Raw genomic sequence first — 16,079 nt, 5'->3', positions numbered from 1 at the left:
CGGGCGCGGCCAAGGTCGCGCTGCACCAGTTCCAGCCCTTGCCGGCGCCTCCGGCTTGAGACGACGGCTTCAGAGCAGGTCGATCGAGGTACTCATCACCCCGATCAGCTCGGCCATCTCGGCCGAATTGGCGATGCCGAGCAGGACGTCGCCGCGATTGAGCGTGCCGTCGTCGATCAAGGCGGCCCAGCCCGCGACCTCGGCCTGGCTGGCCGTGCGCTCCAGTCCCGCCTGGTACAGGTGGGCGACATACTGCGCATTGCTCATGCCGCCGAACTGGCCTTCCGCCGCGTTGACGAAGGTGTCGGCAATAGCCGCCATGCCGATGCCGTTTTCACTGGCCGCGATCCAGTGGTTCAGGCCACCCTGGTCCGGCGCGCGGTCGAACAAGGTGTCATACATGCGCACCAACATGCCGACATCGGTGTCCGCGATCCAGGCGCTGGACCCGTACCAGTCCATATACTGCAGCATGGCGAAGTGGTCGGCGAACTCCAGCAGGACATCGGCCCGCGTGCGCGCACCCGCGTCCAGTCCGACCAGCCAGCCGTATAGCTCCTTCAGGTTGCCGTCTTGCTCCATGCCGTTCTCGTACAGCGACCTCACGAAATCGTCGTCGCTCATGACATCGTCGGCGCCGCTCGCCGCGAGCAGGCTGGCCGAGATCTCCAGCAGCGACATGCCGGCGGCATGTTGCGCCTCCCAGGCATCGAGTTCGACGCGGGTCGCCACGCGATCCTCGAGCGACTCGATCATGCGCGTGACGGTGCCGCGCACCGAGCGCTCGGCGCCGTCGCCGCCGAAATTCAGGATCTCGACGTTCGCGAGCGAGTCGCTGCCTTCGATGCCGTCGCGGGCCGTGACCACCACGTGCCCCTGTTCGACCCGGAGCGTGTAGTCGGCCCGGCTCCCCGCCAGGCGCACGGTGTCGATGCCCGCGCCGCCGTCGATCCAGTCGTTGCCCGCACCGACGATGATGTTGTCGTCGCCGTCTTCGCCATGCAGGCGGTCATCGCCCGCCCCGCAGTCGATGACGTCGTCGCCGCCGCCGGCATACACCACGTCGTTGCCCTCACCCAGCTCGAGAGTCTGGGCGTCGGCGTCGGCCACCACGTGCTGGCCGCCGGCGCCGCCCCTGACCGTGACTTCGCCGGCCAGCGCGGCGAAGCCGATATGGTCCAGGGTGACGCTGCTGTTCCACAGGCCGCGCGTATCGATGACCACGGCGACCAGCGGATTGCCGGCGCCGGCCTCGACGCCGACTAGTGCCAAAGGACTGTATGCCTGCGGCGCCACGCCGAAAGCCACCGTCGGCGCGATTGTCTGCAGCAGCAGCGGCGTGTTCCCAGCCTCGGCAACGAAGCGGGTGGCGCCGGCGAGCAGGCTGGCCTGTGAAGCGGAGCCGGCCTCGCTGTGCTGGCGCACCTCGCGCAGCACGTCGGCTAGAACCGCGCCGGCGGCTTCCGGCACCACGCTGCCGCTGGCCGTCATGCCCGCTTCCATCGGCAGGTCGGCGCGCAGCAGGACCCGGCCGCTGCCGTCGACGGCGATCGGCACCGCGCTCGTGAGGCTGGCGCCATTGGTGTCCGGGCCGGCCACGCGGGCGGTGCCGGCAATGAGCACCTGGCGCTGCGTGCCGTCGGCCTCGGTGACCGTGTTCACCCGCACCTCGCGGTTATCGATCACGCTGACCTGCGGCGCCGTGCCGGGACGCTCGTCGACGTCCGTGACCCAGATCGTCAACAGCTGCGCGGCGGTGCCGGCGCTGTCTGTGCGCGTGACCTCGACCTGGTAGGTATTGTTGCCCGCGCCGGCGCCGCGGTCGCGCGGCGACTCGTAGTCGGGCGCCTCGATGAAGCGCAGCAGGCCGGTAGCCTGGTCGACCGTGAACAGCGCGGCGTCGGCGCCGCCGGTGATCACGTAGTCGTTGTAGATCGGGCCGGACGGGCCCTGGGAGATGATGTCGACGGTGACGTCGCGGGTATTTTCGGCCACCTGCATCACGTCCCCGTTGGGATAGGAAAAGCGCGGCTCGATCGGCCAGGTGGATTCGGCGGCGCTGACCTGAGATGTGAATGCGGTTGCCATGATCGTCCCTCGGTATCGGATACCGGAAGTATAGCCACCCGGTGCGGCGCACGATTCGAAACCCGCCCACATGGCGCGATTCCATGCCGGCCGCATTGCACGGACCTTTCCGCATCCGGAAAACAAAAAAGGTTACCTGCTTGCGCATGTAACCTTTTGGACCTGCTGAATTTTGGTGCCGCTGACCGGAATCGAACTGGTGACCTTCGCATTACGAATGAGAAGTTCTATGCATATCGATGTATTCAACACCGTTACCTTCACACGTAAAAATTCATATATTTCAGTATGTTACAGTATTTTTCGGCCAGCCTTGTGTTGATGACGATTGGCAAATATACTGATAGCTGGGTTACACAGCGGTTACACAACACTCAGCTATATGGCGAAAATCAAATTCACTGCTGCGCGGGTCGATGGCTTCACTTGCCCGCCCAACAGCAAACAAGCATTCATGTGGGACGCTACCGCGCCATGCCTCGGCCTGCGCGTGGTCTCCAGCGGGGCCAAGGCTTATGTCTTCCAGGCCAAGCTCAACAATCAAACCATCCGCACCACGATCGGCTCCCCATCGACATGGGACATCGCCAGTGCCCAGGCGGAAGCGCGCCGCCTCAAGGTGCTGGTCGACAGCGGGCACGACCCGAGGGTGCAGAAAGCGGAGCTTGTCGCTGAGCAGGCAGCGAAGCGCGACGCCAGCCGCCGCGCCGAGACCCCCGCGCGCGAAGCGTGGGATGCCTATATGACGGCCCGGGCAAGCCGGTGGAGCGCCCGCACCCTGCTGGACCACCAGAGGCTGGTCGATCCGGGTGGCCGTCAAAAGAAACGTGGGCGCAAAAAGGGGGAGGGAGAAACCACGCTGCCCGGCGTGCTGGTCTCCGTGCTCGCCCGCCCTCTCCGTGAAATCGACGCCGAATATGTGCGGAAATGGCTGAACGGGGAGACACATAGGTCCACCGTGGCAATGAACGCTTTCGTGCGCTTGCGCGGGTTCCTGAATTGGTGCGCCATGCGAGCCGAGTACAAGACCGACGTCAGCCCCAACGCATGCGCTTCATGCGTGGCCAAGGATGAGCTCCCCAAGCCTGCGGCGAAGTCGGATTGCCTCCAGCGCGAACAATTGGCCCCGTGGTTCAAACAAGTCCGGGAAATCCAGAACCCTGTCGCCAGCGCCTACCTGCAAGCCCTCCTGCTGACGGGCGCGCGCCGTGAGGAAATGGCTGGGCTGCGCTGGACAGATGTGGACTTCAAGTGGGGCACGATGGTCTTGCAGGATAAGGTAGAGGCCAACCGGACGATTCCGTTGACTCCCTACGTGTCCGCGCTGCTGGATGCCCTGCCGCGCACCAATGAGTGGGTATTCAGCAGCCGCACCGCCGCAAGCGGACGCATCCAGGAGCCACGCAAGGCCCATAACAATGCACTGGAAGCGGCCGAGCTGCCGCATGTGACAATCCACGGCCTGCGCCGCTCGTTTGGCACGTTGAGCGAGTGGGTGGAGTGCCCGGCCGGCGTCGTGGCCCAGATCATGGGCCACAAGCCTAGCGCCATCGCGGAGAAGCATTACATCCGCCGCCCGATCGACCTGCTGCGGATGTGGCACACGAAGATTGAAGTGTGGATGCTTGCTCAGGCGGGGGTTGAAGTGCCGGTGATTGATGCTCGGCTGAGTGCCTGATTGGAAGAAATTCCCGCCGGCCCCGGCGGTACTTTCTCGTCTTATTGCAGGGCTTCGAGGGTGGGGGTGAAGCGCCAGGAATCTTTTTGTGTTTTGTCTCGCGTGATCCTGCCCTGCCCCTCCAACGCCTCGATGACGGCTTTTCGCTGGCTCTGGGTTGCATTCTTGTACGAACGGCAGCGATCACGCAAGGTCCCCTCTGCCACGCCGCATTTCTCGTCGATGTAGTATTTCTTGATGTACTCCAGCACCTTCGTTTCCAGCTCCGCGAATTTGCTGTCGAAGACATTCTTGCGCATGTCATTCAAGAACACGTCGGCAGCGTAGCTGACAATGTCCAAGGCGAGCTGCAAGTGCTCAACGCCGACTTCGGTTGCATGCGGATTGTCAGCCAAGGCCAAGGTCAATGCGACGCGCCCCGCATTCTCGACGGTGCGCGACATCATGTTGCTTGCCAGGCCATCAACGCCAGAATTCCTCCGTTCGCAGATCGCCAGCATGTGCGCGTTGCGCAGCTCCAGTGCCTCAGCCGAGAACGGCACGTGCACCGGGCAATATGACTGGACACCGTGCAGATCCCCGCCGACACCCAGCTCCTTCTGGCGCAGTGCCGCGCGCGATTTGACGGTCTCCAGCCATTCAATGACTACAGCCGGCACCGGCTCCTCATTCTGCACGAAGTTCGGAACCGGCACCCTGTCGGGCGCACGGAATGGCAACAGGCGCGGCAAGAAGCCGTTGTCGACCGTGGCAGCACTCAACGCGGCATAGAAGGTCGACGGAGTCGTCGCGCCGAAGATCGAAGGGCACGGGCTTTTGATGTCGGCTCGTTTGCGGGCGTCGGGACCTGTCTGCTTGGCATATTCCTGCCCCAAGAATTCAGTTCCGCCTTTGGTGTACAGATCCATGAGGATGGGTCCGATCGCCGCTTTGAAGCCCGCAGCCTTGGGGTCGAACACACCCTTGAGGTACTCGCCGAGTTCATCGATGACGAGGCAGCTTGCCGGATTACGTTCCAACGCAGCCAGCACGCCCCCTTGACTCGTTGGGGCACCAGCACGTCGCTGATCGCCATAGGCAGTGACAATGTCATTAATGCAGCGCAGCGCAGCTTCTTTACCAGTGGCGGTCGGCGCGATCAGCACCCAGTACATATTGGTAGAAGCCTTGCCCTCGCTCGTGAAATCGCGGGCCAGGACCGCGCCGCACGCCGCCAGGGCGATCGGCAGCACGAACGTCTCCTGGTAGTAGAAGGCACGATTCTGATACCAAGCTGCGATCTGCTGCATGACGGACGGGAGCCTCGGGAGGAAGTCAGTCACCCGGTTCTGTTTGGCCTGGACCTTAAGCCGGGCGTCGAATGCCGCAAGCCGCGCATTCTCGAGAGCCTCCTGTTGTGCCAGTTGCAGGGCACCCTGGCTGGACTTCAGTGCGCTACGCACGATCGTCTCCACTTCGCTCAGCGGCAACGGGTCAACGCATTTGATTTCGTTTTCCTTGGTCAGAGCCGCACGGATGCTCTCTTCTGCCATCCCGGCGGCAACCAGATCGCCAGCGAGCTTGAACAACGTCAGGTTGCGCCCGCCTTCGACGATAACGAGGGAGGATTCGCTAGTCGAGGAATTCAAAATGGCGACCGGCGCAGCATCGTTCACCCAGGCGTTGAGCAGCGCATCCGGCAAGACCGGCAACTTGGTGAAGTCGCCTGCGCCGCCCCACTTGTATTCGCACCCCGTCTTCGGGTGAATCGTGGGCGGCAGCACATCCTGGCATCCGTCGCTGTCGCTGGCGGCGCAACGGAACTCGATGATCATGGCACCATTGCTTTTGATTTGCTTGGTGACGGGCGGCTCCACCCCTTCCGGCAGGCGGTACAGCAACTTGGAACGGTTCGGGCGCCCCGAAATGATCTGTACTGCCTCATCATCGGCGAGCAACTCGCGCAACTCGATACCGCGCGCACCGAGGTAAGCCTCTGCCGCCTGGAGGTCGTCGAGGTCGATTGCACAGGTACCCGAGAGGGCGTGGATCAGCCCGAGTCCGTGGTCACCGATCATGTTCTGTGCCAGGGGCTTGTTCTGCCACCCTTTCAACTTCGGGCCTTTAGTCCCCTTGGCAATGGCGCACAGGCTGAAACCGCACTCCTCCATATACTGCTTTGCAAACTGGCGAGTGCGATTGATCCGGGCCGTCGCCTCCGCCGCAGTGCGTGCCAGGTTGCTGACGGTCGAGGCTGCGGGGTCACCTTCCGAAATGTCAGTCATCGTGCCGTGAGCAATCATCACGCCTTCTTCTGGCACCTTGCTACCTTGCGGTTCGGCCAGCGGGCTGTGGGCAATCAGCGCGCTCATTAAGCGCACTCCATTTTCAGCAGGCGCAGGATGCCATCGACTGGCCAGGCCAGGCGGCCCTGCACGCGGATGGGGCGAATCGGCCCGTTCTCAAAGCACGCCCACGAGCGGAGCGTTTGCGGGGCGCGGTTCAGCCAGTGCGCTGCGCACGCGGTTGGGACGTGAGTACGGGTTTCTTTGATCAGCGCGGGGTAGTGCGCAGTCACTGAGGTGGATGCAGACATGGTCTTTATAGTCCGGGTCTTGTTAAGGGAAACCCATTATTTGTCTGCCAAAAATAATTCGACTTCGTTTATTTTCGTTGCTTTTGGTCGACTGCCGGTGGTGGGGGGGGAACCCAAAGTACCCCCTGGCTCCTACTCTTGTATAGGTGAATCCCTCAAAATTTTTTCGCGCGCAAAACAGAAATTTAACTATTTGTCGCCTGCTGTTATCCACTGCCACTCATGTATAGTGTTTGCCATATGAAAAACACAAGACTTTCTCGTGCACTCTGCAAGGTCGTTGGCGATGTGATTCAGACCACCGGAGGTCATCCAACTTTAGATGCCTTATTCGCCTCCTCAGGAGCGCCCGGCGAACCACCTGCGTTGGCCCATCACTCGAAGTGGAAGGAATGGCTTTTTAGGACCGGCCAAGACCCGGCCGTCGATAGCCTTCAAGTCCTCGGCAGTGTGCTTGAAGAATACATGGACACCCGCCCTGCCGATGCAGCCGATGAAGCGCAGTGGAACGAGAACAGGGCACGTATAGAAGCCGCGTTAGCGGAAGACGGGCTGCGCTACTTTCGGCTCGGCAGGGTGCTGCCGGTAGGTCAATCCACGCGCACCCAAGATGATGGTCAGATCGCCGTGCGCCTAGTGCCTGCAAGGCCTCATAGTGTGGACGAGGTAATTTCTGTTGTCATCCAAGGGCTGCGTCGAGCCATGCACCCATTAACCTATCGGCGTAAGGGAGCAGAACAACTTCGCTTTACCAACGAGTACGATGTACAAGATTTGTTGCACGCCTTGTTACGTCCTTGGGTTCAGGACGTCAGGCCTGAAGAGTACACCCCAAGCTACGCCGGCAAGAGTACGCGCATGGACTTCCTCTTGCCCGCTCACGAATTGGTGATTGAAACAAAATGTGTTCGAGACAGGCAGCATGCCAAAGGGGTCGGTGATGAACTCATGCTTGACATCGGTCACTACGCAGCGCATCCCACCTGCAAGAAGCTATGGTGCGTCGTCTACGACCCAGAACATCGGTGTTTGTCAACGTAGCTGTCGCGTCACCTCAAGCGGCGCGCTGTAATGCTTCTGGCCGAATCCGTTCCGGATTCAACCAGACCTGACTTCCCATTTTCCAGTTCCTGGTGCCTCTCGACCAGCGCTGCGGTTTGCGGCTGCGGGCATCGTCATAAACCTGCTCCCGGCGTTTCAGGATCGCCGCGTCCTGGCCGCTGTGGCGCTGTGCTGGCGTCACGAATTTCAGGCCACTGTGCTTGTGCTCCTGGTTATACCAGCGCACAAATTTCTGCGTCCATTCCTGCGCCTGTTCCAAGCTCGCAAACGGTTTGCTCGGGTAGTCCGGGCGGTATTTGCAGGTACGGAACAGCGATTCGGCATAGGCATTGTCGTTGCTCACACGTGGCCTGCTGAACGACGGCGCCACGCCCAACTGCTCCAGGGTCGCCAGCATGGTCGCGCCTTTCATTGCGCTGCCATTGTCCGAATGCAGCACTAGGGAACGGCCTGCCAGTCCTTCTGCCAAGCTTGTCCGGCGCATCAGCCGTGACGCCAATTCCGACGATTCCGCCACGTGCACCTCGTGCCCGACGATCTTGCGGCTGAAGACGTCCAGTACCATGTACCAGTAATAAAACTGGCCCTTCACGGCAGCTGGCATCCACGTAATATCCCAACTCCACACTTGGTTCGGCCCAGTGGCGCAATGGCTTGTGAGCACGCGGTCGGAAGGCTTCTTTGCACGGCCGCGATGGTGCTGCTGCGATGCTGCCTTCAAGACGCGGTAGAAGCTCGATTCCGACGCCATGTACACGCCTCGATCAGCCAGAGCCGGCACGATCTGGCTCGGTGGCAGGCTGGCGAACTCCTCGCTATTGGCAACGGCCAGGATCTCGGCCCGCTCATCCTCGCTCAGCTTGTTGGCCGGTTCTGGCCTCACAATGGTTGGACGGCTGTCGCCGGCCACGGCATCGTCGCCTTCGCGCACCCCAGCGCTGGAATGTGCGCAGGGTGATACCCAGCTCGATGCAGGCCGGCGCAAGACGGCTACCTGCTGCCTGTGCCTCACGGATCAACTCGACACACAACAGGCGATCTGGGACGCTGATCAGTCTTCCTCTTTGTCCCCCCAGATTGCCTGGGCTTTTTTTCGCAGGATCAGCAGTGCTGCTGCCTCGGCCAGCGCTTTCTCCTTGCGCTGCAAGTCCTTCTCCAGTTGCCGGATGCGCTTCTTGTCTTCCTTCGATTGCGCCTGCTGGCCCCGCGTTTGCTGCGTCGTGCTCGCATTGGCTGCCATGCAGGCGGCGCGCCATGCGGTAATCTGTTCGGCGAACAGGCCCTTGCGTCGGCAATACTCGGCCAGTTCGCTCGCGTTCAGCGCAGCCGTTTCCAACACCACTGCGAACTTGTCTTCCGAGGTCCATTCCTCAGAATTTTTCCCACTACCTGGCACTGCGATTCCCTGATTACGAAGTTGACGGCGCCAAGTATAAAGGGTCTGCTCGGTGATCCCGCTCTCGCGAGCCAATTCTGACACCAGCCTGTTCTGCGGCGGCATCATCTGCCGCAGTAGCGCCTCTTTCCGTTCTGTTGAATACTGCCTCACTTGATCTCTCTTGCCCGTCCCCGGTATGGTTTTATCTCATCAGGTGACGCGACAACTATTCTGACACCGGGGGATCAGTTGCGAGCAATACCGGTAAGTGCTCCAGAAGAAATCCGCGATCGTCTCTGGAAGGTCAAAGCAGAGCAATGCATCGCTGGCTGTGCCGATCTTCGGCAACTTGGCACAACGACGCTCTTGATTGCACTGACTTCGACTCTACGGCTTTTGGCAAGACGATGGTTGATGCTTAAGGCTGAACTCAAGGAGCTCGATTCACAGCTAAAACAGCTGACGCTCCAATTTGCTCCGAATCTTCGTGAACAATTCGGCGTCGGACCTCTCACTGCAGCAACATTGATTATCACCGCCGGAGACAATCCCGAACGTCTACGCAGTGAAGCTGCGCTCGCGGCGCTGTGCGGTGTGAATCCAATACAGGCATCCTCTGGCAAGACGACACGTCATCGACTAAACCGAGGAGGCAACCGTCAAGCCAACAACGCATTGTGGACTATTGCGATGGTACGAATGCGCAGTGAGCCCCGAACCCGCGCCTACGTCGAAAAACGAACGACAGAGGGCTTGTCGAACAAGGAGATCCACCGGTGTGTAAACCGGTATGTCGTCAGAGAGTTATATCCCTACATCTTGGCGGACCTGACGGCGACGGCGCTACCCAGTTGACATAGGAGCGTCAACGCTGTCGCAGAGAGCTTTTTCCAGCTACTGAAACGGGAGCGAGTTCGCCGTCGGATCTACATTACCCGCGACGAGGCCAGGCAGGACATCTTCGACTATATCGAGATGTTCTACAATCCGAAGCGCCGGCACAGCTTCAGCAATGACATGTCGCCAGCTGAGTATGAAAAGCAGTATTTCCAGCGGCTCTCGAGTGTCTAGAAAAGTCGTGGCGATTCAGTCCGAAAGATCAGGCAGCAGTTGCGTCAAGCTTTACGATAGAGTGTTCACTCGGTTGCACTGCAACAAATTATCTCCTAACATACACTTTCATGATACTTTTAATGCAACTTTTTAAGGAGTGTCACTGTGCGTCCTTTGCCCTATGCCCCTGATGTAGAAACGGTTTCTGAAGACGAAGCACACCTCACAGACCAGATCGTCGAACAGATGGCGGCCGCCAACCGCTGCGCGTTCGAGCGCCACCGTCACGCAGTCCGCGACGCCCATGCCAAGTCCAATGGCCTGCTGATTGGCGAACTAGCGGTGCATGCGAATTTGCCGCCCGAGCTGCGCCAGGGGATTTTCGCCGAGGCGCGCAGCTACCACGTTGTCGCGCGCCTATCCTCGGCACCCGGCGACATCCACTCCGACAAGATTCCGGCACCGCGCGGCTTTGCGCTCAAGGTGATGGGCGTGGAGGGCGAGCGCCTGTCGCCCGGCATTGCTGGCGCCAACCAAGACTTCCTGATGGTGAACTTTCCGGTGCTCGCCTTCGGCACCATCCCCAAGTACAAGCAGATGCTAGCGCTGCTCGAAGCCAATTCACATGCGCCGGATACCTTCCAACGGCTGGTGGCTGGCACCGCGCGTGGCGCGAAAGAGCTAGTGCAGGCACTGGGTATGGAACCAGGCGCAACGCTCGAAGGATTGGCGCGCGATAATTACCATCCGCTCGGCGAGACTTACCACACGCAGGCGGCGATCCGCTTTGGCGACTACATTGCCAAGCTCGCGCTCGCGCCCAAGTCTGCGGAGGTGCGTACGTTAACAGGGCAGCCTCTGACAGAGGTGCATGATGCCTGCATGCGCGACGCCGTCAGCGCCTTCTTTGCCGAGCATGGCGCCGAATACGAACTGTCGGCGCAGTTGTGCGTTGACCTGGCGGCGATGCCGGTCGAGGACGCCGCCGTACGGTGGAGCGAGGAGCGCTCCCCGCACCGCCCCATCGCCACGCTGCGCTTCCCCCCACAGCCCACTGCGACGCCGCAGCGCCAGGTGTATGGCGACGACATCCTTTCCTTCAACCCCTGGAACGCCATCCAGGCGCACCGGCCGCTGGGCGGCATCATGCGCATCCGGCGTGCAGCCTACGAGCGTTCGAGCGCGTATCGCCATGCGATGAACGCGCGACCACGCACGGAGCCATCACAGCCTTCCGACATCCCAGACTGAGGAACCCGAACCATGACCGACAAGACCACCGACCCACGCCTGGACGACGAAACCTGGCTGCAGGAAGTCCGGCGCCGCATCGATGCGGTGGCGCACGACGCGCCGCATCTCGCCAAGATCGCACTTGAAGCGATGGTGCGCAAGCACAATCCCGACCTGAAGGGCAGCGCCAAATCGGCGGGGCGCGCGGGCAAGCAGTCCGGCAACGTGTCCGAACTGACCGCGATCGCGCCGCTCAAGCCGGGCGGCGCCGACCGTCTGCGTCGCATCTTCGATCTCACCAACGGCAATATGGATGGCGCCCAGCGTGTCTCCACCTTGCACGACATGCGCTTCGTCTTCTTCGACAACGACACCCGAATCCTGTTTGCTACCACCTATGACGGCGACTGGGACAGCTATATCAATGACTTCGCGACCAAGATTCCGGAACTGATGGACCTGCTGTTCGCGAACGTGGAAGGCTGGCCGGGCATCGCCAGCCCGCAGGTGAAAGACTTCATCGCATCGCACCAGATCGATGCCGCCGGCTGGTTTGTCGCCAACCCGCAGGTGACCGTGGTCGACACCCGCCGCTACCAGCGTATGGAAAAGGCGCTGGACACCTTCTTCGACGCCATGGCCGCGCATCCGCCTACGGACGAGGCGACACGCAAGGCGCTGGACACGCTCAGCGCCACGATCTCGCAGCCGGAAGGAGTCGATTACTGACATGGGCCTGCTCAACGATTTGAAGGCGCGCTTCCAGCGCGAACGGGTGACGCTGGCTCTGGACGACATCCAGGCCCTGATCTTGCGTTCGCGTCCCGAACCCTATGTCGGCATCCACGCGATGCTGCATTTCGACGATGCGGAAGGAGGACGCGACCTGGTGCGCCGCCTGGCCGCCCATATCCCTTCCGCAGCCGGTTGGACCGACGACCGCGACGCCTGGACCGGTGCCGCACTCAGCTTCCAAGGCTTAAAGGCCCTGGGCCTGCCGGAGGCCTCGCTCAAGAGTTTTCCGCTGCCCTTCCAGCAAGGCATGGCGGCGCGCGCCGAACAGTTGCGCGACGTCGACGTCAATGCGCCCGAACACTGGGACGAAGCGTTCCGCCCCGGCGCCTGCCATCTAGCGCTGACGATCTATGCGCGCGACGCCGCCGCGCTCGAAACGGCGCGCACCAAGGCCATGGACGAACTGGCGCGCTCGCACGGTGTAACCTTGGTCGGCACCCACGCATTTGGCGCCGATGCCGATGCCAAAAACCCCTTCGGCTTCCGCGATTCGATTTCGCAGCCCGCGGTTGCCGGTAGCGGCGTCGATGCGCTACCGGGCCAGGAGCGCGCGATCGCGGCCGGTGAATTCATCCTCGGTGAGAACAGCGAGACCGGGGCCCCGGTGGCGATGCCGGATCCGCCCGAACTGGGACGCAACGGTTCTTTCGTGGTGCTGCGCAAGTACGCCAGCCAGGTCGGCGCGTTCAACGACTTCGTGCGCAGCCATGCCGCCAATGAATCCGATGAAGAGCTGCTAGCGGCCAAGCTGGTCGGCCGCTGGCGCAGCGGGGCGCCCCTGATCCTCGCCCCCGAGCGCGACGATCCGGAACTGGGCGCCGACCCGGCCCGCAACAACGATTTCGATTTTTCGAAGGACCCGCGCGGCTTCGTCTGCCCGCACGCGTCCCACATGCGGCGCCTGAATCCGCGCGACAGCAGGCTAACGATCCTGACCGATGTGAACATCCACCGCATTATCCGGCGGTCCTCGACCTTCGGCCCCAAATGGAGTCGCGAGGTAACGGCGGCAGACGATGCACGGAGTGAGCGCGGCATCTTCTTCATCTTCATCAGTGCACGCGCCTATGACACCATCGAGTTTCTTCAACAGGAATGGATCAACCGCGGCAATTTCATCGACTTGGGCACGGAGCGCGACGCTATCGTCGGCCTGCACGAGACGCCTGGCAGTTTCACGCTGCCACAGTCGCCAGTGCGGCGCCGGTTGGACGGCGTGACTACTTTCAACCAGCTCAAGGGCGGCGAGTACCTGTTCATGCCCTCGCTGGCAGCGCTACGCTGGATCGGCGAGGCCGGTTGGGCACGTTAATAATCTGCGGAACAGGAAGCTGTAACCGTTGGCCCGCAGGCGTAGGAAGACTGCTTCACGGATGCGCCGCCAACCGTCGGCTTGCAGCCACTCTTGAAGAGGATTCTAGTGAATACCTCGAATTTAAACTCCATACACTAGAGAACCCGATAATATGGTTTCTAATGTCGAAGAAGAACGAATGCGTCCTGAGCGAGAGCTTGGGCTGGTAGTACAGGCGGAATTCTTCGTGTTCGATGGCTTGCCACAGGGCGGTTTCCATGTCCAGCCGATGCTCGACCTAGCGCGCCATGGAACTGTCGAAGAACTGCCAGCCGTTGCGCCCGGCGGCCTTAGCGCGGTACAGGGCGGTGTCGGCGTTGCGCACCAGGGCCTGGTAATCCAGCCCGTCCTGTGGGAACAGGGCAATGCCCATGCTGAGCGTCAGGTACAGCTCGCGCCCCTCGACCGCGATCTTGCGCCGCAATGCTGTCCATATCGCCTACACTGCCCACGAGGCATGTCATGCATGGATGCACATGAAATCTCAGGGTTGCGTATGGATGAACGAGAAGATGACGAATCAAATGGTCGCCAGTTGGTTGCCGTCGTAGTCAGTAAAGAGTTCGGGCATCTCCGCTACTAGCTTGCGAAGTAACGGAGCGAGAGACCGGCTGCGGTCGCTTAAGAGAAAGTGCAAATCCTCTCGTTCCGGATGCTTTTCTAAGGCAATGTCCACAAACATCCACACAATATCCACGCACCGAATTCCTTGTAACCCGCATAAACAGTGGGTTTGCGTGATTTCGAGCATGAATATCCACATCAATCGAATGACAGCGTGCTCAATGCAGATAGCTGTTGAAATTTTTACAGAGGGTGGGGGGTAGAGAAGGAGAGAAGATATACATATAAATCTTCTAAAACCTAGTATCCATGCGGGTTTCAGCCTTCTCTACCTTGGAGAGAATGTTATGAGAAGGTAGAGCTGGTTCAACGCGGCGCTGGTTAGTGACCACTCACAAAAACGTCCCTGGAAGACCATTGTGTCCTGACCATAGGCTTCGCACGCGCGCGATGGAGCTCGTACACATGAGTCGGTTGGTTCCATGTCCGCTTCGCCCGCTGCCGATCAAACATGCGGTCCAGATCGGGCCGTGCCATGGCCGAGTTGGCTGGCTTGCCCGACAAGGCCACGATTCGCGCTCTTGGACAGTTGCATGATGCGGGCATGGTCGACAGAATCGGTTGCAAATACAAGGCCACTGGGACGCTGTGAGGCCGCTTACTGCCTTCCGGCCTGATCCAATCGTCGCCCTAGAGGTACTATGGCGAGGTCAGGCGAGCATACCCAGCCTCCCCCCCCCACCCCACCGGGGGAAAACCAAAGCGGTACCCCCGTCTCGCGCAGCCTTATAGGTCCGGTCCTTCAAAATTTTTCGGTGTACATATAGGCGAAACCGATTGGTCGGCGGCAGGTTCATATTCCCCTTTTGCTTTCGAGCTCTACCGGCACTGCTATCATTGTCCTTAATTCTGACCCTCAGGATAGCCGCTCATGAACCTCTCCTTCTCCGACGCGTTCCGCGCTTTCGGCGCGACCCTTACCAACCCGCAGTGGGCGTACTCCTCAATCGCCTCCAATGGATCGATGGTGATCAGCTGCTGGGCTCACAAGCTCAAGCTCGCGAATCGCGTGCTCACCTACACCGACCGGCTCTCTCGCTGGCACCTGAACGCGCCCGAGAAGAACCTACTCACGGAGCACCTGCGGAAGGCCCATGACGAGGACCTAGACGTCAGGCTGGTCATCGACAAAACGAACCAGCCCGAGGTCGTTGAGCGCGGGGAGGAGGCGGCAAGCCTCAAGAAGGAGTTCTACATCAAGGAGAACGTGGCCGGGAAGGTGACGGTGTTCGACGGCAATAACTTCGTCATCGAGTTCCGCCAGCGCTAGTAGCCCCTTGCTACGCCCTTGGTCGCGGAGCGCTTCTGTTCCACGCTGGCATGGTACGGCGGCTTTGCCCAGCACCTTTATGGAGCACCTAATTCATCGCCACGATTTGTTAGTCAAAAATCAAGTGCCATCAGAATGGCTCAGCACTACTCAATGAAAGGAATATTATGGCTAATGTCAACAAAGTCATTCTCGTCGGCAATCTCGGCCGCGATCCAGAAATCCGTTATATGCCGTCGGGCGACGTCATTGCAGCAATTTATGCTGAGTACAGAGTTAGCCGGGCGTCGGCTGCATTCAAAAAGAAAGCTGGGTTCGCTGGCCCAGAATCAAAACAGAACGCCAAGGAAATGGCGTCTACCACCACTTCAGCTGGTACTGCTGCACCAGGTGCAGACGATGCAAGCGGTTCTGGGGATGATGACGGCGGGGATGGCGACGGCGACGGCGACGGCGACAGCGATGGTCCTCGACGTCTTTCTCAGTCCAACCGCTCCCCCGCTACACCCCTTTCCCCTCGCGCCCACCGGCGCCTAAATCTCCCAAAACCGTTAACCCGCCGCGCCTTTGCGTGGTTGCTTGCGCTCGCCCTACTTTTGGCTTACATAGGCCCACCAGGCTTCGCCCTGCTATTTGTTCAGGTCGGGCACCCTGAACTCGCCGGTGAGATGCTAAGGTACAAACCTGTCTTGATACTCCCTACTCCACCAGGATGGTTACCGTCCGGCGAGAGGGATGGCACGATAACTGGTATATCTCCGGCGAAATCTGGTGCCGGAGCCGCCCCAACCGACTTAAGAGCCGCGTCGACGACGCCCGCAATATGCACGAGTAGCAATCACAGCAGAGTGAACACACCAGTCAGACGTTCGGGCGAAACCCGTGTTCACGAGTCAACAAGTCCGCGCCGCACTATGACAACTCGAGTTCGCAGGGCCTCGCCGGCCGCAAAGGACCGCTCGAATAATT

10 protein-coding genes and 4 pseudogenes are annotated in these 16,079 nt (G+C 60.6%); 9 read left to right on the top strand and 5 right to left on the bottom strand.

What is annotated here, in order from left to right:
• Positions 1–69: 69 nt before the first annotated feature.
• Positions 70–2,088: a DUF4214 domain-containing protein gene (locus DIR46_RS18090; RefSeq protein ID WP_109346477.1), complete on the bottom strand. Its 2,019-nt coding sequence runs from the start codon at positions 2,086–2,088 to the stop codon at positions 70–72.
• Positions 2,089–2,470: 382 nt separating this feature from the next.
• On the opposite strand from DIR46_RS18090, the gene DIR46_RS18085 reads away from it, so the two are divergent.
• Positions 2,471–3,766 carry a tyrosine-type recombinase/integrase gene (locus tag DIR46_RS18085; RefSeq protein ID WP_109346476.1) on the top strand — a complete coding sequence of 432 codons (1,296 nt, stop codon included), beginning with the start codon at positions 2,471–2,473 and terminating at the stop codon, positions 3,764–3,766.
• Between the two features lie 41 nt (positions 3,767–3,807).
• Here the strand turns inward: DIR46_RS18085 and DIR46_RS18080 are convergent, their stop codons facing one another.
• On the bottom strand, positions 3,808–6,117 hold the full coding sequence (locus DIR46_RS18080) for a DUF3987 domain-containing protein (protein WP_109346475.1): 2,310 nt from the start codon (positions 6,115–6,117) through the stop codon (positions 3,808–3,810).
• A 689-nt stretch (positions 6,118–6,806) separates the two neighbouring features.
• Here DIR46_RS18080 and DIR46_RS18070 point away from each other — a divergent pair.
• Positions 6,807–7,382, top strand: a complete 576-nt coding sequence (locus DIR46_RS18070) for a PD-(D/E)XK nuclease domain-containing protein (RefSeq protein ID WP_162819559.1) — start codon at positions 6,807–6,809, stop codon at positions 7,380–7,382.
• A 13-nt stretch (positions 7,383–7,395) separates the two neighbouring features.
• Here DIR46_RS18070 and DIR46_RS18065 read toward each other — a convergent pair.
• A pseudogene (locus DIR46_RS18065) lies at positions 7,396–8,952 on the bottom strand (IS3 family transposase).
• Positions 8,953–9,024: 72 nt separating this feature from the next.
• Between DIR46_RS18065 and DIR46_RS18060 the strand changes: the two are divergent.
• From DIR46_RS18060 to DIR46_RS18040, 5 genes and pseudogenes are all read left to right on the top strand, one after another.
• A pseudogene (locus DIR46_RS18060) lies at positions 9,025–9,636 on the top strand (transposase); the annotation flags it as partial.
• Between the two features lie 12 nt (positions 9,637–9,648).
• Positions 9,649–9,852 (top strand): annotated as a pseudogene (locus DIR46_RS18055) (IS3 family transposase); the annotation flags it as partial.
• 147 nt (positions 9,853–9,999) lie between these two features.
• Entirely contained in the window at positions 10,000–11,085 is a 1,086-nt protein-coding gene (locus tag DIR46_RS18050; RefSeq protein WP_205288999.1) for a catalase family protein, read from the top strand.
• A 12-nt stretch (positions 11,086–11,097) separates the two neighbouring features.
• Positions 11,098–11,796: a hypothetical protein gene (locus tag DIR46_RS18045; RefSeq protein WP_109346472.1), complete on the top strand. Its 699-nt coding sequence runs from the start codon at positions 11,098–11,100 to the stop codon at positions 11,794–11,796.
• A gap of 1 nt (position 11,797) precedes the next feature.
• Positions 11,798–13,174 carry a Dyp-type peroxidase gene (locus DIR46_RS18040; RefSeq protein WP_109346471.1) on the top strand — a complete coding sequence of 459 codons (1,377 nt, stop codon included), beginning with the start codon at positions 11,798–11,800 and terminating at the stop codon, positions 13,172–13,174.
• 280 nt (positions 13,175–13,454) lie between these two features.
• Here the strand turns inward: DIR46_RS18040 and DIR46_RS18035 are convergent, their stop codons facing one another.
• Both DIR46_RS18035 and DIR46_RS18030 read right to left on the bottom strand, forming a co-directional pair.
• The gene (locus DIR46_RS18035) at positions 13,455–13,640 is read right to left on the bottom strand and encodes a diguanylate cyclase domain-containing protein (protein ID WP_162819558.1); all 186 of its coding nucleotides are present in this window, start codon (positions 13,638–13,640) and stop codon (positions 13,455–13,457) included.
• Positions 13,641–13,736: 96 nt separating this feature from the next.
• Entirely contained in the window at positions 13,737–13,967 is a 231-nt protein-coding gene (locus DIR46_RS18030) for a hypothetical protein (RefSeq protein WP_162819557.1), read from the bottom strand.
• Between the two features lie 744 nt (positions 13,968–14,711).
• Here DIR46_RS18030 and DIR46_RS18025 point away from each other — a divergent pair.
• Positions 14,712–15,110, top strand: coding sequence for a hypothetical protein (locus DIR46_RS18025; RefSeq protein ID WP_109346468.1), 399 nt, complete (start codon positions 14,712–14,714; stop codon positions 15,108–15,110).
• A gap of 167 nt (positions 15,111–15,277) precedes the next feature.
• Positions 15,278–15,364: pseudogene (locus DIR46_RS18020) on the top strand (single-stranded DNA-binding protein); the annotation flags it as partial.
• Positions 15,365–16,079 lie beyond the last annotated feature (715 nt).

The organism is Massilia oculi (assembly GCF_003143515.1).
GTDB classification, from domain to species: Bacteria; Pseudomonadota; Gammaproteobacteria; order Burkholderiales; family Burkholderiaceae_D; genus Telluria; species Telluria oculi.
Note: the sequence above shows the minus strand (reverse complement) of the source record. Positions and strands in the feature narration are given on the sequence as shown.